Genomic DNA, 21,945 nt, shown 5'->3' with positions numbered 1-21,945 from the left:
TTCTTTCATCATGTGACGTTCTTCCTTAAGTGTACGACACAAATGTAGAAAAAGTTTCATTTAGACTGCTCGGGAATCAGATAGAAACAACTGCCATCTGGCTGACGCGCTTCACTACCGACCTGAAAATGGTGTGTCGTCGCAAGTGCAGCAGCAATCGACAATCCGAGTCCACTTCCTGAACGATCGCGTGCTGCATCAAGTCGGTAAAACCGGTCAAATAACCGGGTACGTTCTTCGTTCGTTAGAGATGTTCCTCGATCAAGAACAGCGAGTCGCTCCTTGCGCAGATGCAATTCAGGAGAAGTGGCATATTTCAGGGCGTTATCGATATAAATCGTCAAGATGCGTAGCACCGCTTCGCGATTCGCCAGGATTGTTCCAGAGGCATCAACAGGGATGATCGTCCCTGTCGCGTGATACATCCGATCAGCGAGTTCGCTCCCAAGCTCGGCTAAGTCAATCTCTTCGACAGACGTTTCTTCATAACCGAGACGAGACAGTTCGAGCATGGGCTCGATCAAGGTCGTCCGCATCGCATGCGTCTCCTGTAAGATATTTTCAATCGATTCATCAAGGACGTCCGGCTTCGTTTTGCCCCATCGCTTCAATAATTGCGCATACCCTTCGATGACGGTCAGCGGTGTCTTCATCTCATGCGAGACATCGGCGACGAACTGCCGTTGTTGTTCCATCGTCTGATCGACACGCCCAATCATCTGATTGAAGACATGACCGAGGCGACCGATCTCATCATCGCGTTCGGTCTGCACAGTCTCAAGCGTTCCAGAAGACGAGATCCGTTGCATCGTATCATTCAGTTGCCTGAGCGGGCGAAGCGTCTGATATGCAATCCAGAAGCTACTGATGAACGCGATGACGATTCCGACGACCAACACGATGGTGAAGGTCAAGATGAGTGTCGAGACCGTATCATCGACGCTTTCATCTTCGAATAAATAGGCTTGATCCTGATAGACGATACCGAACCAATCGCCAGACTTGAAAGGTTCGTTCGAGCGCGGGATACCAGGGAGGTCACTTGCTCGTACGTCTCCGTTAACGGTAGAAGAGTTGTCATCCTCTTTATCGTTTGAAATGACCCATCGTCCATCTTCGTTCGATAAGACGACGGAATCTTCATGAAGCGTCAGTAATGCCCGGACCGATGAATCATCCTCCATCAATTCCTCTGCCTGTTCAAGCTGCGTATAACGGGATTCAATCAAATGATTGCGGACGACGAAGGTCACGACGATGAACGAAAGTAACAATAAGAGTGTCGTGAAGGCGGTGACGGATAAAGCAAGTTTCGTTCGAAGCTTCATGACGTCGCCTCCCGTAGCACATACCCCACTCCACGAACGGTCTGAATCAAAGCAGGAGGGTGGGCATCGACTTTTTTCCGAAGATAACGAATGTAGACGTCGACGATATTCGTCTCGCCGAAGTAATCGTACCCCCAGACGCGATTTAGGATTTGTTCGCGTGTCAGGACATGTTCCTTGTTTTCGAGTAAATACGTCAGGAGTTCGAACTCACGTGGTGTCAAATCGAGTCGCAATTCATCGCGAAATGCTTCGTGTCGATCAAGGTCGAGTACAAGATCAGCGAACTGTAACGTGCGCGATGCGTTATTCGTTGAAGCCGGAGTGCGGAGTAACGCCCGGATCCGGGCAAGGAGTTCCTCCATCTCGAACGGTTTCGTCACATAATCATTCGCACCAAGATCGAGTCCTGCGACTTTATCGTAAACTTCTCCACGTGCTGTTAGCATAATGACGGGGACATGAATGCCTTTTCCGCGGAGCCTGCGCAACACCTCGAAGCCGCTCAGCTCCGGCATCATCACGTCGAGTAAGACGAGATCAACCGAATGCTCAGCGGCAGCGAGACCATCTTTTCCGTTAGAGGCGACACGTGTCGCGTACCCGGCATATTGGAGTTCGAGTTCAAGGAGGCGTGCGATTTTCGCATCGTCCTCAACGATTAAGATGGTGGTTGGCATAAACATCCTCCTTTAATGATCATTCATCGATTTCTGTTACTTCGTCTGACGCGTTCAACTCAAGTTTGACGGAACCACCGACGCGGACGTCATCATCTTGTTCCATGTTTGATGCACGAGAGTATGACTTTTGTGCACCGTTTTGTTCGATGATGATCTCTTGATTCGTTATTTTAGCGAGCGTGCCGCGGACTTCTTGCTCCCGTGCATCGTCACGGTCTTCGTCGCGTGTAGCATTACGATCCTCGTCGTCATCGTCACGGTCGATTTCACGGACTTGACCGTCCGCATTCAATTCGATTTTTACGATATCCCCAGATTTCGCAGCGTCGCGTTCCGCACGATCCGCAATCGCGTAGACCGTCTCTTGTCCATCTTGTTCGAGTGTCAATTCACTTTGTGATAGGGCACGAAGGATGCCGTATCGTTCATTCGCATCATCCGATGAATCATCTGAGCGATTGCCATCGTCCTCTCGGTCATTCCGATCATCTTGATCTTCTCGCTCAAGTTCCGTGATTTGCTGATTCGCATTCAGATCGATTTTGACCCAATCGCCTTCTTGCACGGCTTCGCGTTCGACTGACGAAGCAAAGTCATACGTCTGAGTGTCACCGTTGACGTCAATCGTCATCGAACGATCCGATACTTTTTGCAATGTGCCTTCGATTTCTTGATCGTCACGCATCGAAGCAGGAAGCTTTTGTTCGACTTGGCGCGAAGCAGCTTCGACTTTTTGCTCTGCCTGCTGTGAAGTGGTGACCGTCGAGTTGACGAGAGAGTGTCCTGGACCTGTGAAGAGAAGAAACGCTCCGGCTCCTGTTAAGACTGTACCCGTTACGGCAAGTGTAGCGATTCCTTTTTTGAAACGTTTATTCCCTTTATCTGTTCGTTTTTCAGTCATGATGATGTCCTCCTTTAGTAGTGGCTGTTGTTCTTATACATAGAATAACCAGACCATGTGAAAGGAAGCTGAGGAACAGATTAGAATTTGATGAGAATTAGATTGTTTTGATGACTCGGGCTGGATTTCCACCGACGACGCTGTTTGCCGGTACATCCTTGACGACGACACTACCTGAGGCGATGACAGCATTATCTCCGATCGTCACACCGGGATTGATGACCGCACGTCCACCGATCCAGACATTATTTCCGATGACGACCGGTTTTCCGAATTCATAACCGCTGTTGCGCTCGACAGGATCGAGTGGATGGGTCGCAGTATAGATATGTACTCCTGGAGCAAGCATGCAGTTGTCACCAATCGTAATCGGGCAAATATCGAGCAAGACACAGTCATAATTGGCATAAAAGCGAGCCCCTAATGTGATGTTATAGCCATAATCACATTTAAAGGTCGGTTCAATGTAAAAGTCGGCTTGCTCCGTCTGGAATAATTGTTGAAGAAGTGCTTTCCGTTTAGTCCCATCATGAACACTCAATTGATTGAACTCATAACAGAGCGATTGTGCTCGGATACGGTCAGCTACGAGTTCCGGATCTTGTGCTAAGTAGAGTTCCCCTTGAATCATCTTTTCTTTTTCAGTCATCTGATTCACTCCTTCATCGTTAATACTTTCATTAGACTAAATGGTACCCGGTGATGCAACTGATATCCCGTTAAGATATACGTAAAGGGGGCTGACTCAAAAAAGAGTGACTCGTCTTTTCACGCCCTTTCCTCAGGCGAGACACAAGCCAGCTTTCCTGCTTTCTTCAGCAGGAAAGCGGGTCTTGTTTGTCTCTGACAGCGCAAAAATGCGCTTTTTCCTGTAGGAGTCGCGTGTAACGAGCACTTCTTTTTTTACGAGAAAAGGGTGGCAGATTATCATTCTGCCACCCTGGTCTTTGTAGAAACTGACTTTTGAGTCATTCCCGTCAAATGCAATTCTTATGCTAATTCGATTCCGCCTGTGACACCATAGATTTGCGCTGTAACATAGCTTGCAGCGTCTGAAGCGAGGAAAACATACACATCCGACAGTTCGACCGGTTGACCACTGCGCTTCAGTGGTGTTTCCTGTCCGAACTCTGGAATGTTCTCGCTTGGCTGACCGCCCGAGATTTGAAGTGGTGTCCAAATCGGACCAGGTGCGACGGAGTTGACACGGATTCCTTTTGGCGCGACTTGTTTAGCGAGTCCGCGCGTGAACCCGTTGATGGCAAACTTCGTCGATGCATAATCCAAGAGGTTCGCGCTTGGGTTGTATCCTTGAACGGATGTCGTCGTGATGATCGAAGCCCCTTCTTTTAAGAGTGGCAAGGCTGCTTTGACGACCCAGAAAAGGGAGAAGACATTGATTTCGTATGTCTTACGTAATTGCTCCGTTGACAGGTCGAGAATATCTTCGACAGCTTGTTGTTTACCAGCGACAAGTGCCAAAATGTCGAGCCCGCCGAGCGATTTGTGTGCTTCTTTGACGAGTTGTCCACAGAACGATTCATCACTTAAATCACCAGGTAAGAGATATGCTTTTTGTCCCGCTGCTTCAACGAGTGCTTTGACCTCTTCAGCATCCTGTTGTTCTTCTGGTAAGTAGTTGAGCACGATGTCAGCCCCTTCACGAGCGTAGGCGATTGCTGCTGCTCGGCCGATGCCGGAGTCGCCACCCGTAATCAGTGCTTTTTTGCCGATCAATTTGCCAGAGCCTTTATAACTCTCTTCGCCACAATCGGGAACAGGTTCCATTTTTGCTTGAACCGCTGGTGCGTCCTGATATTGTTTTGGGAAATCGTCATTGAAGTATTGGGTTAACGGATTTTTCGATGCAGCCATGTAAACATTCCTCCTGAAAGTTGGTTTTGGTATAGGGTGTATGTTCCCTCAACAGGTCGGATTAAACGTTTCTGATGATAGTAAATTTGGAAATTGATGGTTTACACTAGAAAAAAAGGAGTGTGAAGAAGATGATTACTGGACTGTATGAAGCTCATTTACCGGTCAAAGAACTTGAACGATCGATTGTCTTTTACGAAAAATTAGGTCTAGCATGTGCGTTCCGAAATGAACGCGTCGCTTTCTTTTGGATCGAGCATGGCAAGAGTTGGTTAGGTTTATGGAGAGCTGGTCAAGCCGAGTTACCGTATCATCCATCGATTCGACATGTGGCGTTTCGGATGGAGCAAGAAAATATCGATAAAGCACAGGACTGGTTAAAGGAGAGAGGGATTGAAGTCCGATCCGCCTTTGGTGTAGCGGCAGCCGATCAACCGCTTGTTCTCGATAACCATCCACATGCGCACGCGGCGATCTACTTCGAGGATCCAGATGGCAATTCGCTCGAATTGATTGCACCGTTACGCTTTGATATGGAAACAGTGAATGGCACGATGCCGTATCAAGACTGGCAACATCTATTTGAGACTGAATCGGAGAAAAAGACGATATAACTGGTGTCTTCAGTCTAAAACGGGGCTGACTCAAAAGTCAGTCTCTACAAAGATAAGTGTGGCAGAATGATGATCTGCCATCCTTATCTCGTAACAAAAAGAATGACGCGTCACACGCCACTCCTACAGGAACAAGCGCATTTATGCGCTGTCAGAGACGAACAAGACCCGCTTTCCTGCTTCAACGAAGCAGGAAAACTGGCTTGTGTCTCGCCTGAGGAAAGGGCGTGAAAAGACGCGTCATTCTTTTTTTAAGTCAGCCTCATTTGATTGATCGTGTAATGCGCTTAGACACGAGCGGATTGACGCTCATTCATCGCTTGCAGAGCTGCTTGATTCAGCAAGTTCCACGGTTTGTTGTAGTGCGGTTGGAAGAAGAAGTCGACGAAAGCGAGCTCTTCAAGTGTCATATCATTTTGAATCGCGACTGACAGTGTGTTCATCGCTTGTGTCAAATCCACTTTTGAGATGATTTGTGCACCGACGACACGATGGGTTGCTGTCTCGAAGACGAGCTTCAATTGGACGTCTTCTGCTGTTGGCATGAACTCTGGGCGATACGCATCTGTGACTGTCGTGCTACTCACTTCGAGTCCGAACAAGGGTGCCGCTTCTTCTGTCAAACCAGTCGACGCGATGTTCAAATCATATAGGCGAAGACCAGATGTGCCTTGTGTTCCTTGGTAACGAATCTTTGGTGCGCGTAAGTTTTTACCGATTAATGTTCCCATCCGGACAGCATTCGTTGCGAGTGGAATATAGGCATGTGTCCGAGCTGGATTGTAATAGACGGCACAGCTGTCACCAGCAGCAAAGATGTTCGGGTTGCTTGTCCGCATATAATCGTCAACGATGATGGCACCGTTCGGTAGCATGTCGACCTGTCCTTTTAAGAGTTCCGTACTTGGGCGGAAACCGACACAGAGAATGACGAGGTCCGTTTCAAACGTTCCTTTGTCTGTGACGACGTGTGTCACGGCGCCGTTTTCCCCTTTGAAGCTTTGGACGGTTTGTCCGAGTTCGAGGCGAATACCACGGTCTGTCAATTCACGTTCGATGACGTCAGTGAACGAGCGGTCGAGGTATTTGTTGAGAATGCGATCCGCACTATCGATGAACGTGACGTCTTTTCCGTATGCTTCAAACGCTTCGACGAGTTCAGCACCGATATACCCTGCACCAACGACTGTGATCCGCTCTGCATCTGTCGCTTTTTCAATGATTGTTTGAGCGTGGTGATAGTTTTTACAGAGCTCGATCTGATTCAATTCGATGCCGGGAAGCATCGGAATGATTGGCCATGATCCAGTCGTCATGATGAGTTTATCGTACGTATCGTGAACGACTTCACCAGTCATGAGGTTTTTCGCAACGATCGTTTGGCGTTCACTATCGATTTCAAGTACATCATGTTTCAGACGCATCTCAGCGCCGAGTTCAGCGAGTTCACTTGGTGATGAGTAGAAAAGCGATTCCGCATGTTTGACGACACCACCGACGTGAAGCGCGATTCCACAAGAGAGAAACGATACATTGTCATTCCGCTCATAAACGGTGATCTCGACGTCTTGTTGTGAAGCGAGTTCTTTGACTGCTGCTGTTCCTGCGTGTGTACATCCGATGACTGCTACTTTCATGGGTAAAGTCTCCTTTGTGTTTTGTTTGTGATAAATATCACATTCATTTGATATACTTAGTGTAATCCTTCACAAGGTCGTTTTCAAGTAGTTTGTTCAACATTGAGCATAATCTTGTCTAAATTGTGAATGAGTGAGCAAAAGTGTTTGGATTATGTGAAGAATGCGTAAAACTGTTTTAGTTACTGAAATTCGGGTTATAATGAAAATAGATTTTTAATGAAGGGGTGGAAACCGATGGATACCGAGAGGACCAATCATCTATTCAGCTTACCTGATTTTTAGCAGTACCGGTCATAACGAACAGACGGTAATGGCTTATAAAAATCAGGGAGAGCGAAAATAGATGAATACCCAAACGGGACGTATAAAACCTCTCCCACGATGTAAACGGGAGAGGACAATAAAACATGAAACGAATCGCAACCATCTTAACCGGGACGCTGATCATGGCGTTCGGTTACTACACATTGAATGAACAGTTCGGATTAGCAGAAGGCGGCTTTATCGGATTATCGTTGCTCGGTCGATACTTTTTTGATATCAATCCTTCGATCTCAATGATCGTGCTCGATATTCCATTTTTCATCGGTGCCTTGTACTTCAAAGGGAAACGTTTCGTCAGCGAAGCGTTACTCTCAGCAGGTGCGTTATCAGTCTTTTATGAGATGTGGCACCGACTCGATTTGTTCCACTTTCCAGAACAGGCTTGGCCAGCGACGCTCATCGCAGCGATCGCTAGCGGAATCGTGACCGGATATGGTCTCGGACTTGTTTTGAAAAGTGGAGCGGCAACAGGTGGAGACGATTTGCTATCGATGGGACTCAGCAAACTGACAGGTCTATCGATCGGAACGATCTTGTTCGGACTCGATGCCATCGTGTTAGTGATCTCACTCGTCTATCTGCCGCTCAGCTTAACGTTATATACGTTACTGGCTGTAGCGATCGCTGGACGTGTCGTGGCTGTCATGACACGGGAGCCTGTCATCGTACCGGCACCTGTCGTACAAAAAGTCACGCAGTGAGACAGATGAATGTCTAACAAAATCATGTATCGGATTCGACACCGTCGAGTCCGATTTTTCAGGTTCATGGATTAGAAAAACGAAAGGAGAAGGATGAGATGATTCGACAAGCACATGCTTCTGAAGCGCAACAGATTGCCCCGTTGATTGAGCAGGCGATTCATGAGATTGCTGAGACACTGACGGGAACGACAAAGCGGGAGGAAGTTTTAGAGAGACTCGCGTACTTCGTCGCTGAAACAGGAAATCGACTGAGCCATGAGAACATCCTCGTGAAAATCATCGAGGGTGAAGTAGCAGGTATCGTCATTGCATATGCCGGGACGGATGCGAAACGACTCGACGAACCGATCAAAGCACAACTGAAACGTTGGACGGGTCAAGATATCCAGATCGATGTCGAGACGGAAGGACCGGTCTATTACTTGGATACTTTATCGGTTGACGCGCGTCATGGTGGAAAAGGAATTGGAACAGAACTATTGCAGGCAGCAGCGGAAGAAGGGGAAAAACGAGGACTACAAGCGTTCACCTTAAACGCTGATCAAACGAACGCCGGGGCACAGCGACTGTATCGTCGTCTCGGCTTCGAACCAGTCCGGACGATTGAAATCAGCGGCGGTACCTTTGATTATATGGAACGTCGTTACGATACGCAGCAATGAAAAAAACCATGTCGATTTCCACGGTGTCATTCGGGAATCGACATGGTTTTTCGTATACATGTAGTCGTGCCGTCAAGGCGTTAGTTGATACAGCATCGCTTGCGCGTCTTCCGGTTCGTATCGGGTATCACTCGTGAAGCGAACGATTTGTTTGACGTTTGGTCGCACGCCTTGAGCGTGGAGGCGCTCGAGCAATCGACCAGTCACGTAACTCTGGTCGGATTTTGGTTCTGCGTTCCATTTACTGATCGATCCGATCGGAACGATCGCGGCATCCGGTCGTTCGGACTGGAATTGGCGAGCTTCCTCGTCGGTAAAGACTGTCGCGCCGATTGGAAGAGTCGCTACGTAACGCGCTAGTTCAATCGTCGCCGGAGGACGCGTGGCTTGCTCGTTTAACGCGAGGCTACCGATCGTCAACTGAATGACTAAAAACGGCAGATACATCCGCAACGGAAGCTGACGGATCAACCAGATGAGTAGCAATAGGACAAGCGGTAAGACATGACGGGGTTTATCGATGTTTTGTCCGAGCCAGACCCAGACGAAATAGAGTCCAGCCGTCGCTCCCCAAGCGACATTGACCGCCCAACGTTTTCGTAAAAACAGCATCAGTCCTGACACTAGTCCGATCCACGTGCCATAGCCGATCCCATGCCAGAAGAGTTGCTGAAGCGTCTGAACAAATCGTTGAACGATAGAAGCATCATCGGTCTGAGCAGAACCACCCCAATCGGAAAAATGACCGCTGACGAAGCGGAGTGATAATTGAAGAAACGAATAGGGTCCACCGACAGAAAAAGCGACCGGGAGCAACCAAGCAAGCTGTGCCAGAACAAGAAGGGCGCACTCGGATATGAGTTGCCAGTAATCCTTTCGTACCTGCCACAGCAGGACAAGCAACATGAAACCAAACGGCGCGTAGGATAGGCGAGTCGCCATCAGTAAACCGAACAGAAGATACGGAAGCCAGCGACGAATCTGATGCCGTGCGCGTTCGATGCTCCAGCCGTACCAGACGAGTAGTCCGAGGGCGAGCCCATCCGACATCCCTGTCGCAGCGAACGTCACGAGTGAGGCAGTGGAGAGAACGGTAAAGGCAGCGATCAGCCGAGCCGTATCATAGGCATGACGGCGAAAGAGCGAGTAAAGTGGCAAGAGCGCACTTGCCAGTCCTAGTGTAGAGACGAGTCCGAGCGCTTTGACAGGTATCATCAGCGGCAGAAACAGGTTGGCAAATAAGATGAAAAAGGGATAACCCGGAAAGTGCGGACGTAAATCAGCCAGATCATAATCGGTCACAGCTAACGTGAAGTTCGCAATATCGTAGCTCGCGATGAAGGGACTGACGTAACTGATCCGTAAACCAATCCAGCCACCGATGAATAGCAACGTGATCCAAAAAAGCGATCGTCCACGCGGACGTGAACGATCGCTTCGGACGGTCAAGAAACCTCCTGTAAGGACTTTGATGACTTCGATGGTTTGTTTTGACGGAGCAACATCCAACCGGCAAAGGCGAAGTAGCCCCACCAAGCGACGACTTGTTCGAGCGAGGGGTTATGGCTGTATCCGAACATCGCACCCATGAACGTTCCGATCTGTCCACTGATCAATGTTGAGTTTCCTGTATCACGCAAGTATTGCACCTGATCGATGTAGTGCTCCGGCATGAAGCCGACGATGTTATATACAGCAGCTGGTGTGCCGTCAGCATTCATCAAGAGACTACCGAGCAAACCAAGATCTTGGAAGCGTCCAATCGTTTGGACGAGCATGCCGGCTGCGATAAATAGAATGAGTACGCCCGTTACTTGGAAGAAGCGTTTGACGGGAATCTTCATAGAGCCGGAAACGAATAAGTATCCGAAAATCAAGGCGAGTAACAGACCGGAAACCGCACCGTAACTCGTTAGTACTTTTTCGATTTCCCCACCTGAGATGGCAGCGAAGAAGAAGACGGTCTCAATTCCTTCTCGAACGATGACGAGGAAGGAGTGGATGATCATCGTGATGGCACTACCCGTCGAGACGGCAGCTGCGACCTTCGCTTGGGAGGCTTTTTGATTCTCTTTCGCTTCTTTTCCCATCCAGAGGACCATGTGTGTCAAGAGCAGGACGGAGACCATCATGATGCCGAGACGAAGATACGTATCGCTTCCGAAGCTCGCAAAACTCGTAAAAACGACTTGGAACAGGAACGCGACACCAAGGCTAGCGAGAAGTGCCAACCCGACACCTGCGTAGACCCACTTTTTATATTGTGGAGCGTTCAATCGATCGAGATAACCTAAGATCAACCCAACGATGAGAACAGCCTCGAGACACTCCCGAAGCGTAATCAAAAACGCTTGAAAATCCATCTGTCTTCCTCCTTATGAGCGGCGTTTCTTCTTCCATTGACCAATGACGACGATGACGATGAGGACGATGACGAGTCCGAGCGCAATCAATTTCCAAATCGCGTCCGTTCCGAACGTTTGACCGAGGAAGGAGTCTTCTTCTGTGAAGACGCCTGTTTTTTCTTCACCCGGCAGGACGAAGAGAGGCGTCAACGTATCTTCGATCATCGTAATGTTTTTCTTGAAGGATTCTTCATCACTCGCTTTTTTCCCGACCCCAAACAGACCAGGATTTCCGAGTGCCTTTAATGATTCATCAAATGCAGTATACACGTCATCGGATGTTTGTGCATTCTTGCTTTCCTTGACGTAAGGTGCGAGCACATCGTATGTCCCGCGGGCTTTCGCGAGTAAGAGTTTCGCTTGACCGAAGTCCTCGAACTGCTCTTCAGCAAAGTGCAGGCGACGTTCGATATTTTGACGGAGAGCGACGCGGTACGCTTGTTTGGCAGCCTCTGCATCTTCTTGTTCGAGAGCCGTGTCGATCTTCGCTTTCGCTTCAGGGAAATACAGTTTGAATTCTTTATCATAGGCGGCAAGCGTCTCTTTCGCAAGCGCGTAATCCTTAGCATCGAGTTGTTCTTCAAATTGTTTATAGGCTTCCGCAAAAGCTTCCTTTCCTGGGTCTCCGTAACTATAAGCGGAAACCGTGGAAGTGCTCACGAACAGTGAGAGCAGGAGGAGCGGTAGCAAAAGAAGGCGTTTCATCCGAGGTGCTCCTTTCGTTCCATGCGTTCTTCAACGCTAAGCTGTGTGATTGGTCGTCGCCACTCCCGGTAAATCGCTGGGAGGACACGTTGGACATAATTCAGACGGATAAAAGACTTTCCTGCTTCCCGGACCCGATAACGGATCGGGACTTCGTGAAGGCGGAAGCCTTTTCGGACGAGATTGAGGGTCAATACTTGGGCATAGTTATAATCGTGAATGATCTCAGCATGGTGACACGCTGCGCGTGAAAAAGCACGCATCCCGCTTTGACCATCATGGATTTTACGTTTCAATAAAAGGCATTGCAACCACGTGAAGACATGATTGCCGATATAGCGATAGAGCCGCATCCCGTCGACGGTACCGAGGAAGCGGGAACCGAATACGTAGTCGGCCTGATCGTGTAAGATCGGTCGGACGATATCTGGAATTTGATCGGCAGGATATTCGTTATCCGCATCAATCATGACAGCAACATCAGCGCCGAGTTCGTAGGACTGGCGGAGTCCTTCCCGGACTGCAGCGCCGAGTCCTTGATTTTGTTCGAACCGATAGACATGTGCGCCGTGTTGACGCGCAATCGTACTCGTCGCATCCACTGAGCCGTCGTCGATGACGAGGGTCTCGACTGGAATGCCGTCAATCATGTCCGGAATTCGTTTTAAGACGAGCGGGAGCGACACTTCCTCATTGTGGGCCGGTAAAAAGACGATGATCTTCATTTAGACTTCGCCTCCTTGAACGCTTCTGTCAACAGCACACCACGGCTATCGTGCGGGATGTCTGCCCCTAGGACTTTTGTGATCGTCGGTCCGAGTGACAAGATATGGCGGTGCGTATCCACTTTCAGACCGGCATGAACGTTCTTACCATACATCCAGAACGGAACGAACCGTTCGCCTTCATCCAAGTGACCGTGTCCACCGATTCCGTCCGCTTGACCGTGATCTGCCATGACGATGAGTGTCGCATCCTCGAGTTTACCGAGACGATCGAGCTCCTCACAAAATTCAGCGAGTAATGCATCCGCTTCTTCGATTTTTTGAACATACTCGGAATAGAGGGTGCCCCGACTGTGTCCTGTTTGATCCGTTCCAATCAACTGAATCGCGAGCAGATCCGGATCCTCTTCATGGACGATTTGTTTGGCACGTTCTATGATATTTCGATCCGCGACATCGTTATGCATGACCGCCGTGACGGTCCGTACATCGGTTGAACCGAACGCATCGACAAGGTGCGCGATGCCAAGAATTTTTCCTGATTTATTGACGGCACGGAGACGATCGAAGACAGTATCCGTTTTAACACCGGTCGTATTCCAGACCATGTTCGAATGAATGCCGTGATCTTCTGGGCGAGCACCCGTGAACATCGAACTGAAGCAGACGACGGTCCGGGCAGGGTAGACAGTCTCCATATTCGTATATTCCGTTCCTTCCTGACGCAATCGTTCGAGGAACGGCGTGTTTGCTGCCATGTAGCGATCTTTACGCATCCCGTCGACAATCAGAACATAGACTTTTTCTGAAGTCGGAAGATCGGCATCTGCCGTCATTGCCTCGGGCAACTTCGGTTTCCAGTCGAACAGGTAGTGATGTAGGATCCATGCAAAGACGAATAGACCAATTGGGAACCAGACGAACGTCATGTCGAGTGTCGATGCGTCACTTGCCGTCCACCAGTACATGAGCAACAGAGCAACCTTAGGCAGTTGCTCCTGCGCGTTACCACTTGTCGAATCACTATTCTTCAGAACGAGTTTCCAAAAACGCGTGAAGTTCGTCCAGCGCGTTCCGATCCGGAGATGATAATAGATCGTTCCCCAGAAAAAAATCGTAAAGAAGAAATAGAGACCTGCGCCATAGGCGAACAAAGGTAAGTAATCTGCATTCGTACCCCGAAGGAACAGCCAAACGATGACCGGGATCCAAAGGTAATTTCGTAAAAATAACGGAAAGTCATAACGCCAAAGCAAGATAAATAAAGGAAGCGTCACGATGAAACCAAGACCAGCTTCTGCGAGTGGCATCTGCGTCCATAAGGCGTACGTCAAGAAGACGCCGATCGTAAAAATGGGTGTGAAGGGTTTTCCTTCATTGAGTAAGTTCCAGGCGCGTGCTGCGACTTTTTCAAAGCGAGAAGCACTTTTCATCGTCTTCCTCCTTTCCAATCAGTGTATTTGAGCTGACGAACCAACAACCGAAGCGTAGCCGGATGCCGAATGAGAACGTACAGCGGAATGAGAAAAGCAAAGGCATATTTAAAGAAGTGCGTCATCAAGGCAACGTCGTACGCATGGGCAACACCGGCTTGCCGTAACACTGTACCCATCGCAAGTTCATACGTACCGAGGCCACCCGGCGTGAACTGAATCACACCGGACAGGACACCGGCACTCATCGCAATCAATGTCGTCGGGAAGGACACATCGATACCTGCTCCGTGCAAGAGGAGGAAGACGGCGAGTGCCTCGACTGCCCAAGCGAGCGTTCCGAACAGAACGAGCGATGGGAGATGCGGGACATGTCGGCGTAACACGAGCAATAACGCGGTCGCAAGGAGCGCGACGAGCAAGACGATTGGGTGAAACAACCAACCGATCAGAATGAAGGTACACAGAACGATCAAGTCAATACTTCGTTGTAAGACGAAGATCGCGCTCGTCTGTTTCCATGGACTTCCGACGGCTCTCGCCGTCACGAGTCGGATCATCTCTCCCAGTTTGACCGGTGAGAGATGATTGATCGTCAGTCCGAGATACAGGCTCGACAGGTATACAGCAGTCGGTGCACGTTTGGCATCGGCGCGGCGCCAGGCGACCGCGCGTAAATAAAAGGCGATCGCATACGTCAAGGTCGCAAGGATCGTCCAGGGACTCTTGAATAAAGCTTCAATGTACCGATACGAGACCGGTAACTCCAAGAAAAAACGGAGCAGTAAAAAGATGACAAGCCCGGTAAGCGTCAGATACAGAAACGTTCGAATCAGCGGTTTTGATGCCACGCGATCACCTGCTCCAGTCCAACATCGATCTCGATTGACGGTTGGTAACCGAATGCTTCTTTTGCAGCCGTCGTATCACTCCATGTCATCGTCACGTCCCCACGTCGTGCAGTTTGAGTTTGCACGGGCACATCAAACCGTTGACCGATCCGTTCAGCTAGAGTGCGGACGGAGACCGGCTGATTCGCGCCGAGGTTATACGTCCCGACTGCACGAGCCAGCAATGCCTGTTCCATTCCACAGGTGATGTCATCGATATACGTGAAGTCACGGATCGGATCACCGAAGACGGTGAGTGCCTCTCCGCGTAATGCCTGTTCGATGAATCGAAACAGCGCCATATCAGGACGACCCGAAGGACCATAGACCGTAAAGAAGCGAAACAGCGTCACGTTTACATCATATAAATGAGCATAAGCATGACAAAAGCTTTCAGCGCTATACTTAGCTGCCGCGTAAGGACTGGCGACATGTCCCGTTGCCTGTTCCTCTTTGAGCGGACCCGTCTGCTCCCCGTAAACGGAAGACGAAGACGCGAAAAAGACATGCGGCATGCCATGTCTTTTTGCGGCTTCTAACAAGGTCACCGTCATATCGATGTCCTCACGAATATAGTGATGCGGTTCTTCGAGCGAATGCGGAACACCTGGAAGAGCTGCGAGATGGAAGACGGCGTCGAACGATGTCTTCATCCAGGCGTCGAGATCGTGATGAACGTCACCCGTCGTAACGGTAACGCCGGCACGTCTTAGTTCATCTGCTCGTTCTTCTTTTAACTGGACATCATAGTAGTCCGTGAAAGCATCAAGGACATGGACGGTATGGTGTTGCTGGAGCCGGAGGGCGAGGGCGGCGCCAATGAAGCCGGCACCTCCTGTGATTCCGATATTCATCTTATCCCTCCATTTCCATTTCCTTCTTAGTTAAGTGGTTCGAGTGCGTCTGTGATCCGTTCACCTGTCGTTTCAGCCTTGACGTCGCCTTTTTCGACGAGTGCGAACCATTCGTTTGCGTCTTGTGCGACTTGTGCTGCTTTGTCCTTGCCGAGACGATTCTCAAGCGTCGGTTTCATCGCAACGACGAACATGTTCGCTTCCATTGCTTCTGCACGTGCTGTATCGACGTCTTTCTTCTCGATCGCTTCTTGTGCCTCTTCATGATAACCGTCGACTTTTTCCGTCAACGCTTTTGCGAACAATCCTTCGATTTCTTTGTAAGAGACGTCAGCTGGTTTTGTTTTTGAGAAATCATAGCGCTCTTTCAGTGTTTTAACAGCCTCTTCGTCTCCACCCGCTAATGATTCCTCGATCGCAAGGAGGAAACCGTATCCTTCCGCTTGCTCCATTTGTAATTCTTTTTCGTCCGTACCGGCTTTGACACCATCCTCGATTTTTTGTGCGTAGCCGAGGGCAGCTAAATAGAAGGAACGATAAATCGATTTATCCGTTACTTGTTTTGCAACATTGAAGTCACCGAGTTCTTTCGCGTCGATGGCTTCTTGCTGCGCTGAAAGACCTGATGTGATCGCTTGAGCGATGGCGTCTTCGTTTTTAAAGCCGTAGCTCGCGTCCCGTTTTTCAGCTGTCGGAATGAAGACGGTTTTCGCCATCGCTTCCACGTCCTTGAGTGCTTCCGTTGCAGCTTCCGGTTTACCAGCTACGAGTGCTTCTTCAGCTTTTGCTTGTGTTGCTTTTTGTAATTTATAGAAATACGATTGTAGACCTTTATCCACGAGTTGACGAGCGATGTTCTCATCGAGATCCTTCGCTTCCACACCTGCTAAAGCAGACTGGATGACTTGTTCGATTTCTGGTGCTGTCGTCTCGACACCACCTTTGAGTTTCGATTCATAACTTGTCGTGACCATCTTCCAATCGATCGCTTGTCCTTCTTTTGCTTTGTCGAGTTCTGTTTTGATTGAGCTGAAGATTGTCAATTCATCTGTCAGTGTCGTTGCAGCGATCCCCGCATCTGCTGATTTAGTTTCGGTCGACTGTTCCGTTTTCTCTTTTTTCGGTGCAGTCGTATCCGTTTCATTCGAACCGCAGGCAGCCAAGATACCGGCTACCATGAAGATCGAAGCTACTTTTAAACGTTTTTTCATAATCGTGATTCCCCCAGAAGAATTAATAAGACGTTTTCCGTCATGTAGTCGTTTTCACAAATCTAACTATATCGAGAATAATTCTCATTGTCAATTGAACTTTAAAGAAAAAAACGGCTTCGGAGCAGGGCTCCAAAGCCGTTTTAAAATGAGAAATTAGAACTGTTCGTACAGTTTTGTCAAATACGTGTAGACTTCGTCTGATGCTTGGAACATCATGACAGAATGTCCGAAGATCGCAGCCGGATTGAAGCCGTGATCAAGATCGATCGTTGATGCGATCGTGACATCACGGTCGCTGTCGAGAACGACGCGGAAGTATTTGAATTCTTGGTTGAAGTCATTGATGGCGTTCAGAATCGGGAGATCCTCGACACCGTCTGGTACGTGTGTCACCGTACGAGCGAACAATTCGACATCTGTCGTCGTCTTACTGAAGACGATCATCATCATCGGTTCTGCTCCTGCAGGTGTTTTTTCTTGTGTCATGAAGAAGACGTGTGTCTCATTCTCACGTGCTTCCATTGGAATGCCTTTTTCCACGAGGAAAGCTTGGAAAGCTTCCAAGTGTTGTTGCTGTTGTGGCGCGATTCCTTGTTCGTTTGTTTCGGGTTGACGATCTTGGTGAATCGGTGTCACTTTATTGTTCTCGTTTGATTCGTTCGAGTTACGTTCCTGGTCCATTGCAAAATCCCCCTTTATATACTATAAATTCAGTTTCTAGCATTTCAGAAGGAATTGCAACTAATGTCCGTTAAGATAGGAAGAAAATACAAAAGAGTAGAGATATGTCATGTTTGTGAATCTGCGAGCAACTGACTTGAAAATACATACCTAACAGGGTATATTAAGTGGCAGATAGAAAATCGAGGAGGAATCATCAGATGAAAACGATCATCGTAGGTGGCGTCGCTGGTGGCGCTACGGCAGCAGCACGACTGCGTCGGATTGACGAAACGGCAGAAATCATTTTGCTTGAACGGGGAAAAGAGATTTCGTTCGCGAATTGTGGACTGCCGTACTATATCGGAGATGTCATCAAAGATCGTAATAAATTACTCGTCCAAACGCCAGAAGGCATGCATGCACGGTTTAATTTAGATGTCCGCAATTTGTCGGAAGCGATTCGGATTAACCGTGAAGCGAAGACGGTCACGATCCGCAACGTCGAAACGGGTGAAGAATACGATGAATCGTACGATCATCTGATTCTTTCTCCAGGTGCAAAACCGGTTCGTCCAAACATTCCAGGACTCGATGACGCAACGAACGTCTTTACGTTACGGAACATCCCAGATACGGACCGGATGCGAGAATACGTTGATACAAATCGTCCTGATAAAGCACTTGTCATCGGTGGAGGATTCATCGGTCTTGAAATGGCAGAAAATCTCGTCGAACGTGGGGCGCACGTCACCCTCGTTGAGATGGCGGATCAAGTCATGGCTCCGATCGACCCAGAAATGGCAGCAATCGTTCATGAACATCTGCGTACGAAAGGCGTCGAGTTGATTCTAGAAGATGGCGTCGCTCGTTTTGAAGAGGCAGGTCGCCGCGTCGTCCTGACAAGTGGACGCGTAATCGAAACAGAGATGAACATCCTATCGATTGGTGTTGCACCGGAGAGCACGCTCGCAGCAGATGCTGGTTTAACACTTGGCATCAAACAGACGATTCAAGTCGACGACCAACTACGGACATCCGATCCATCCATCTTTGCGATTGGTGACGCAATCGAAGTTAAAGACTATATCACGAAGGAAGCGACACATGTTCCACTCGCGTGGCCGGCAAACCGTCAAGGACGCCTCGTTGCAGATATCATCGCCGGACGCGACGTCCGGTACAGCGGCACGCTCGGAACAGCGGTCGCAAAAGTCTTCGACTTGACGGTCGCTTCGACCGGTAACAATGAAAAACGGTTACGTCAGCTCAGTCTTCGTTACGAAGCGGTGCATCTCCACCCGGGATCGCATGCGGGGTACTACCCAGGGGCGAGTCCGATTTCGATGAAGCTACTGTTTGATCCAATCGAAGGAACGATCTACGGAGCGCAGGCAATCGGCATGACAGGTGTCGAGAAACGAATCGATGTCCTCGCGACAGCGATTAAAGGTGGATTGACAGTGCTTGATCTACCAGATCTTGAACTATCATATGCACCGCCATATAGTTCAGCGAAGGATCCGGTCAACATGGCAGGATATATTGCGTCGAACATCGTGCTTGGTGACAGTGCGAACGTTCATTGGCACGAAATCGATGCGATCGTCGCCAATGGCGGCTTATTACTCGATGTCCGTGAACCATCGGAAAACGAGTTAGGCGCGATTCCGGGATCAGTCAATATCTCGTTACCGACGTTACGTGAGAAGTTGGATGATCTGCCGAAGGATCAAACGATCTATGTGACATGCCAAGTCGGATTACGTGGATATGTTGCAAGTCAACTGTTGCAACAACACGGTTATGATGTGAAAAACTTAAGCGGTGGCTACAAAACATGGTCGGTCGTGCATCGTGATCAAGAAGCGCGAAGCCAAGCGAAGGAGGAGACTGCTGTGACGGTAACGAAACGTGAGCCAAAAACGAAGGCTACACCAGAACAAGTGGCACTGCTCGATACGTGCGGTTTACAGTGCCCAGGTCCAATCTTAGAGCTGAAAACAAAAATCGATCAGATGACGGACGGCGAGCAAATTTTCGTCAAGGCGTCAGACCCAGGATTCTTGCCAGACGTTCAAGCATGGGCGAAAAAACTAGGTCACACGGTCCATTCAGCGGAAATAAATCAAGGGGTCGTCGAGGTCTTGCTTGAAAAAGGGCAAGGGGAGACACCAGCTGCAGCGCCGGTTCAAGTCAATCCGGCAGATGATGCGACGATGGTCGTCTTCAGTGGTGATCTTGATAAAGCACTTGCTTCTTTCGTCATTGCGCAAGGTGCACAAGCGATGGGAAAACAAGTGACGATGTTCTTTACGTTCTGGGGCTTGAACATCATTCGAAAACCATACGCACCGGCAGTTGAGAAAGCAGGAATCGAACGGATGATGGGCATGATGATGCCGAAACATGCCGGGGAGCTGCCGCTCTCGAACATGAACATGGCAGGCGCCGGTCAAAAAATGATGAAAAAAGTCATGAAGGACAAACAAGTCGATGCACTCGAGACGATGATGGCAAAAGCACAAGCTGCTGGTGTCCGAATGATCGCCTGCACGATGTCGATGGATATCATGGGCATCAAGAAAGAGGAATTACTGGATGATATCGATTATGGTGGCGTCGCCAGTTACCTTGGTGCAACGGATGGTGCCAATCTGAATCTGTTCATCTAATCTAAAAACCTGTTTAAATGAACGTGTCAAACCTGACATCTGATGTGAGGTTTGACACGTTTTTTGTCGTCTGAGGTATAGATGAGTTTGATTTTTCAAAAAAAATTGCGTATGATAATTCACATGTGAAAAAAGTTTACATCTAAAAAGAGAAACTATGTGGTGGAAGTGGAGGGAATCGGATGGAGAAGCAGGTAATGGATGTAGTCAGTAGAATCAGTGATATGTTATGGACAAACGTACTGATCATCTTACTCATCGGATTAGGCATTTATTTTACATTCCGGATGCGGTTCGTTCAATTCCGGATGATACCGGAGATGTTACGCTTACTGTTCCAAGGAACGGATAAAGGGAAAGACGGCGTGTCGCCATTCCAAGCATTTGCGATCAGTACGGCAGCACGTGTCGGTACTGGTAATATCGCGGGTGTCGCGACAGCGATCGCACTCGGTGGACCAGGAGCGGTCTTCTGGATGTGGTTGATCGCCTTGATCGGTTCGGCATCGGCATTCGTCGAGAGTACACTCGCGCAGATCTACAAGGTACGGGACGATAAGGCATGGCGTGGGGGCCCTGCCTATTACATGGAAAAAGCACTCGGTCAACGTTGGTTAGGGATTTTATTTAGTATCTTGATTACGATCTCATTCGGATTTGTCTTCAATTCCGTTCAATCGAATACGATCTCGCTTTCACTTCAAAATCAATACGGCTTTGATAAGACATGGATTACGGTCGGACTAGTCGTGCTGACGGCACTTGTCATCTTTGGTGGCGTCCGTAGTATCGCAACCGTCGCGTCGTTCCTCGTACCGATCATGGCCGGTGGTTATATTCTGATCGCACTCTACATCATGGCTACGAATCTTGAAGTACTGCCAAGTATTTTTAAATTGATCTTCCAAGAAGGTCTATTCGAATTCAAGACACTCGCAGGTGGTGCAGTAGGTGCAGCACTCTTGAACGGGATTCGTCGTGGTTTGTTCTCGAACGAAGCCGGTATGGGTTCAGCGCCGAACGCGGCGGCAACAGCGGAAGTCTCTCACCCGGTCAAACAAGGGTTGATTCAATCGTTTGCGGTCTTCGTTGATACGTTGATGGTCTGTTCGGCGACAGCGATGATCGTTCTCGTCAGTGGAGTGGCAACAAAAGATGCTAGTGGTCAACCGGTAGCTGGGATCGACTTAGCACAAGGCGCGCTCGCATCACAAGTGGGATCACTCGCGACAGGATTCATGGTCGTCGCGATTTTCCTCTTTGCCTTTAGTTCCGTCGTCGGAAACTACTACTACGGTGAATCGAACATCAACTTCATCCGTGAAAATAAACAAGTCTTGATGGCATATCGTATGCTCGTTCTCGTCATGATCGTCTTCGGTTCACTCGTTGAATCGGCGAACCTCGTGTGGGCGTTAGCAGATATCTTTATGGGACTGATGGCGATCGTTAACTTGTATGCGATCTTCCGTCTCTCGAAAATCGCGAAACTAGCGCTCGAAGATTATGTCGGGCAACGAAAAGCTGGAAAAGAGCCACGATTCTATACGGACTCGATTCCGAACTTGCCAGGGAAAGATACGCTTGAAGCATGGCAAGAATCAGAAAAAGACGAAAAAGCAATTTAAGGAAAAGGGAGTCAGAGAAATCTGG

The 21,945-nt window shown here is 48.9% G+C and carries 20 protein-coding genes; 5 read left to right on the top strand and 15 right to left on the bottom strand.

The genetic code is table 11. The annotated features are described in order from the left end of the window. Nucleotides 1–56 precede the first annotated feature (56 nt). The 5 genes from KNQ06_RS13380 to KNQ06_RS13360 form a co-directional block, all read right to left on the bottom strand. Nucleotides 57–1,328, bottom strand: coding sequence for a HAMP domain-containing sensor histidine kinase (locus tag KNQ06_RS13380; protein WP_149427992.1), 1,272 nt, complete (start codon nt 1,326–1,328; stop codon nt 57–59). Continuing rightward, the gene (locus tag KNQ06_RS13375) at nt 1,325–2,008 is read right to left on the bottom strand and encodes a response regulator transcription factor (protein ID WP_214772252.1); all 684 of its coding nucleotides are present in this window, start codon (nt 2,006–2,008) and stop codon (nt 1,325–1,327) included. The genes KNQ06_RS13380 and KNQ06_RS13375 overlap by 4 nt, the downstream gene beginning before the upstream one ends. A 19-nt stretch (nt 2,009–2,027) precedes the next feature. Then, the gene (locus KNQ06_RS13370) at nt 2,028–2,912 is read right to left on the bottom strand and encodes a hypothetical protein (RefSeq protein WP_251133431.1); all 885 of its coding nucleotides are present in this window, start codon (nt 2,910–2,912) and stop codon (nt 2,028–2,030) included. 97 nt (nt 2,913–3,009) lie between these two features. Continuing rightward, nucleotides 3,010–3,561, bottom strand: coding sequence for a maltose acetyltransferase domain-containing protein (locus KNQ06_RS13365; protein WP_035395634.1), 552 nt, complete (start codon nt 3,559–3,561; stop codon nt 3,010–3,012). A gap of 341 nt (nt 3,562–3,902) precedes the next feature. Beyond that, on the bottom strand, nt 3,903–4,787 hold the full coding sequence (locus KNQ06_RS13360; protein WP_214772250.1) for an SDR family oxidoreductase: 885 nt from the start codon (nt 4,785–4,787) through the stop codon (nt 3,903–3,905). Nucleotides 4,788–4,918: 131 nt separating this feature from the next. Between KNQ06_RS13360 and KNQ06_RS13355 the strand changes: the two genes are divergently transcribed. Then, a complete protein-coding gene (locus KNQ06_RS13355; RefSeq protein ID WP_214772248.1) occupies nt 4,919–5,401 on the top strand; it encodes a VOC family protein in 483 nt (160 codons plus the stop codon). A 287-nt stretch (nt 5,402–5,688) separates the two neighbouring features. On the opposite strand, the gene KNQ06_RS13350 is transcribed toward KNQ06_RS13355, so the two are convergent. After that, the gene (locus KNQ06_RS13350; protein ID WP_058713917.1) at nt 5,689–7,038 is read right to left on the bottom strand and encodes an FAD-dependent oxidoreductase; all 1,350 of its coding nucleotides are present in this window, start codon (nt 7,036–7,038) and stop codon (nt 5,689–5,691) included. A 410-nt stretch (nt 7,039–7,448) separates the two neighbouring features. Between KNQ06_RS13350 and KNQ06_RS13345 the strand changes: the two genes are divergently transcribed. Both KNQ06_RS13345 and KNQ06_RS13340 read left to right on the top strand, forming a co-directional pair. Beyond that, a complete protein-coding gene (locus KNQ06_RS13345) occupies nt 7,449–8,066 on the top strand; it encodes a YitT family protein (RefSeq protein ID WP_064300662.1) in 618 nt (205 codons plus the stop codon). A gap of 98 nt (nt 8,067–8,164) precedes the next feature. Continuing rightward, nucleotides 8,165–8,731: a GNAT family N-acetyltransferase gene (locus tag KNQ06_RS13340; RefSeq protein WP_064300661.1), complete on the top strand. Its 567-nt coding sequence runs from the start codon at nt 8,165–8,167 to the stop codon at nt 8,729–8,731. Between the two features lie 72 nt (nt 8,732–8,803). On the opposite strand, the gene KNQ06_RS13335 is transcribed toward KNQ06_RS13340, so the two are convergent. The 9 genes from KNQ06_RS13335 to KNQ06_RS13295 form a co-directional block, all read right to left on the bottom strand. Then, entirely contained in the window at nt 8,804–10,180 is a 1,377-nt protein-coding gene (locus tag KNQ06_RS13335) for a hypothetical protein (protein WP_214772393.1), read from the bottom strand. Beyond that, nucleotides 10,177–11,094: an FTR1 family iron permease gene (locus tag KNQ06_RS13330; protein WP_029342865.1), complete on the bottom strand. Its 918-nt coding sequence runs from the start codon at nt 11,092–11,094 to the stop codon at nt 10,177–10,179. The genes KNQ06_RS13335 and KNQ06_RS13330 overlap by 4 nt, the downstream gene beginning before the upstream one ends. Nucleotides 11,095–11,106: 12 nt before the next feature. Beyond that, the gene (locus KNQ06_RS13325; protein ID WP_251133573.1) at nt 11,107–11,841 is read right to left on the bottom strand and encodes a hypothetical protein; all 735 of its coding nucleotides are present in this window, start codon (nt 11,839–11,841) and stop codon (nt 11,107–11,109) included. Beyond that, nucleotides 11,838–12,566: a glycosyltransferase family 2 protein gene (locus tag KNQ06_RS13320; RefSeq protein WP_050678465.1), complete on the bottom strand. Its 729-nt coding sequence runs from the start codon at nt 12,564–12,566 to the stop codon at nt 11,838–11,840. The genes KNQ06_RS13325 and KNQ06_RS13320 overlap by 4 nt, the downstream gene beginning before the upstream one ends. Then, the gene (locus tag KNQ06_RS13315) at nt 12,563–13,999 is read right to left on the bottom strand and encodes an alkaline phosphatase family protein (RefSeq protein WP_214725086.1); all 1,437 of its coding nucleotides are present in this window, start codon (nt 13,997–13,999) and stop codon (nt 12,563–12,565) included. Before KNQ06_RS13315 ends, KNQ06_RS13320 begins: the two co-directional genes overlap by 4 nt. Then, nucleotides 13,996–14,850, bottom strand: a complete 855-nt coding sequence (locus KNQ06_RS13310) for a lysylphosphatidylglycerol synthase transmembrane domain-containing protein (protein ID WP_133208393.1) — start codon at nt 14,848–14,850, stop codon at nt 13,996–13,998. The genes KNQ06_RS13315 and KNQ06_RS13310 overlap by 4 nt, the downstream gene beginning before the upstream one ends. Next, nucleotides 14,832–15,743 (bottom strand): NAD-dependent epimerase/dehydratase family protein, encoded by a 912-nt coding sequence (locus tag KNQ06_RS13305; RefSeq protein ID WP_214772246.1) that lies wholly within the window; start codon nt 15,741–15,743, stop codon nt 14,832–14,834. Before KNQ06_RS13305 ends, KNQ06_RS13310 begins: the two co-directional genes overlap by 19 nt. A gap of 26 nt (nt 15,744–15,769) precedes the next feature. Then, entirely contained in the window at nt 15,770–16,954 is a 1,185-nt protein-coding gene (locus KNQ06_RS13300; protein ID WP_214772244.1) for a hypothetical protein, read from the bottom strand. Between the two features lie 156 nt (nt 16,955–17,110). Beyond that, the gene (locus tag KNQ06_RS13295; protein WP_023469644.1) at nt 17,111–17,638 is read right to left on the bottom strand and encodes a type III secretion system chaperone family protein; all 528 of its coding nucleotides are present in this window, start codon (nt 17,636–17,638) and stop codon (nt 17,111–17,113) included. Nucleotides 17,639–17,838: 200 nt separating this feature from the next. Between KNQ06_RS13295 and KNQ06_RS13290 the strand changes: the two genes are divergently transcribed. Then, a complete protein-coding gene (locus KNQ06_RS13290; RefSeq protein ID WP_215148564.1) occupies nt 17,839–20,292 on the top strand; it encodes a CoA-disulfide reductase in 2,454 nt (817 codons plus the stop codon). Nucleotides 20,293–20,474: 182 nt separating this feature from the next. Beyond that, nucleotides 20,475–21,920, top strand: a complete 1,446-nt coding sequence (locus KNQ06_RS13285; RefSeq protein WP_149427981.1) for an alanine/glycine:cation symporter family protein — start codon at nt 20,475–20,477, stop codon at nt 21,918–21,920. The last annotated feature ends 25 nt before the right edge of the window (nt 21,921–21,945 follow it).

Origin of the sequence: Exiguobacterium sp. s91, assembly GCF_018618915.1 — a bacterium.
GTDB classification, from domain to species: domain Bacteria; phylum Bacillota; class Bacilli; order Exiguobacteriales; family Exiguobacteriaceae; genus Exiguobacterium_A; species Exiguobacterium_A abrahamii.
This window is presented reverse-complemented; position numbering and strand designations above follow the sequence as displayed.

Bases quoted from the DNA above. Each gene is read 5' to 3' on its own strand.
- KNQ06_RS13375 (WP_214772252.1), bottom strand. From the start codon at position 2,008: ATGCCAACCACCATCTTAATCGTTGAGGACGATGCGAAAATCGCACGC.
- KNQ06_RS13370 (WP_251133431.1), bottom strand. From the start codon at position 2,912: ATGACTGAAAAACGAACAGATAAAGGGAATAAACGTTTCAAAAAAGGA.
- KNQ06_RS13330 (WP_029342865.1), bottom strand. From the start codon at position 11,094: ATGGATTTTCAAGCGTTTTTGATTACGCTTCGGGAGTGTCTCGAGGCT.
- KNQ06_RS13350 (WP_058713917.1), bottom strand. From the start codon at position 7,038: ATGAAAGTAGCAGTCATCGGATGTACACACGCAGGAACAGCAGCAGTC.
- KNQ06_RS13300 (WP_214772244.1), bottom strand. From the start codon at position 16,954: ATGAAAAAACGTTTAAAAGTAGCTTCGATCTTCATGGTAGCCGGTATC.
- KNQ06_RS13360 (WP_214772250.1), bottom strand. From the start codon at position 4,787: ATGGCTGCATCGAAAAATCCGTTAACCCAATACTTCAATGACGATTTC.
- KNQ06_RS13305 (WP_214772246.1), bottom strand. From the start codon at position 15,743: ATGAATATCGGAATCACAGGAGGTGCCGGCTTCATTGGCGCCGCCCTC.
- KNQ06_RS13365 (WP_035395634.1), bottom strand. From the start codon at position 3,561: ATGACTGAAAAAGAAAAGATGATTCAAGGGGAACTCTACTTAGCACAA.
- KNQ06_RS13345 (WP_064300662.1), top strand. From the start codon at position 7,449: ATGAAACGAATCGCAACCATCTTAACCGGGACGCTGATCATGGCGTTC.
- KNQ06_RS13355 (WP_214772248.1), top strand. From the start codon at position 4,919: ATGATTACTGGACTGTATGAAGCTCATTTACCGGTCAAAGAACTTGAA.
- KNQ06_RS13295 (WP_023469644.1), bottom strand. From the start codon at position 17,638: ATGGACCAGGAACGTAACTCGAACGAATCAAACGAGAACAATAAAGTG.
- KNQ06_RS13325 (WP_251133573.1), bottom strand. From the start codon at position 11,841: ATGAAACGCCTTCTTTTGCTACCGCTCCTCCTGCTCTCACTGTTCGTG.
- KNQ06_RS13340 (WP_064300661.1), top strand. From the start codon at position 8,165: ATGATTCGACAAGCACATGCTTCTGAAGCGCAACAGATTGCCCCGTTG.
- KNQ06_RS13285 (WP_149427981.1), top strand. From the start codon at position 20,475: ATGGAGAAGCAGGTAATGGATGTAGTCAGTAGAATCAGTGATATGTTA.
- KNQ06_RS13320 (WP_050678465.1), bottom strand. From the start codon at position 12,566: ATGAAGATCATCGTCTTTTTACCGGCCCACAATGAGGAAGTGTCGCTC.
- KNQ06_RS13290 (WP_215148564.1), top strand. From the start codon at position 17,839: ATGAAAACGATCATCGTAGGTGGCGTCGCTGGTGGCGCTACGGCAGCA.
- KNQ06_RS13315 (WP_214725086.1), bottom strand. From the start codon at position 13,999: ATGAAAAGTGCTTCTCGCTTTGAAAAAGTCGCAGCACGCGCCTGGAAC.
- KNQ06_RS13380 (WP_149427992.1), bottom strand. From the start codon at position 1,328: ATGAAGCTTCGAACGAAACTTGCTTTATCCGTCACCGCCTTCACGACA.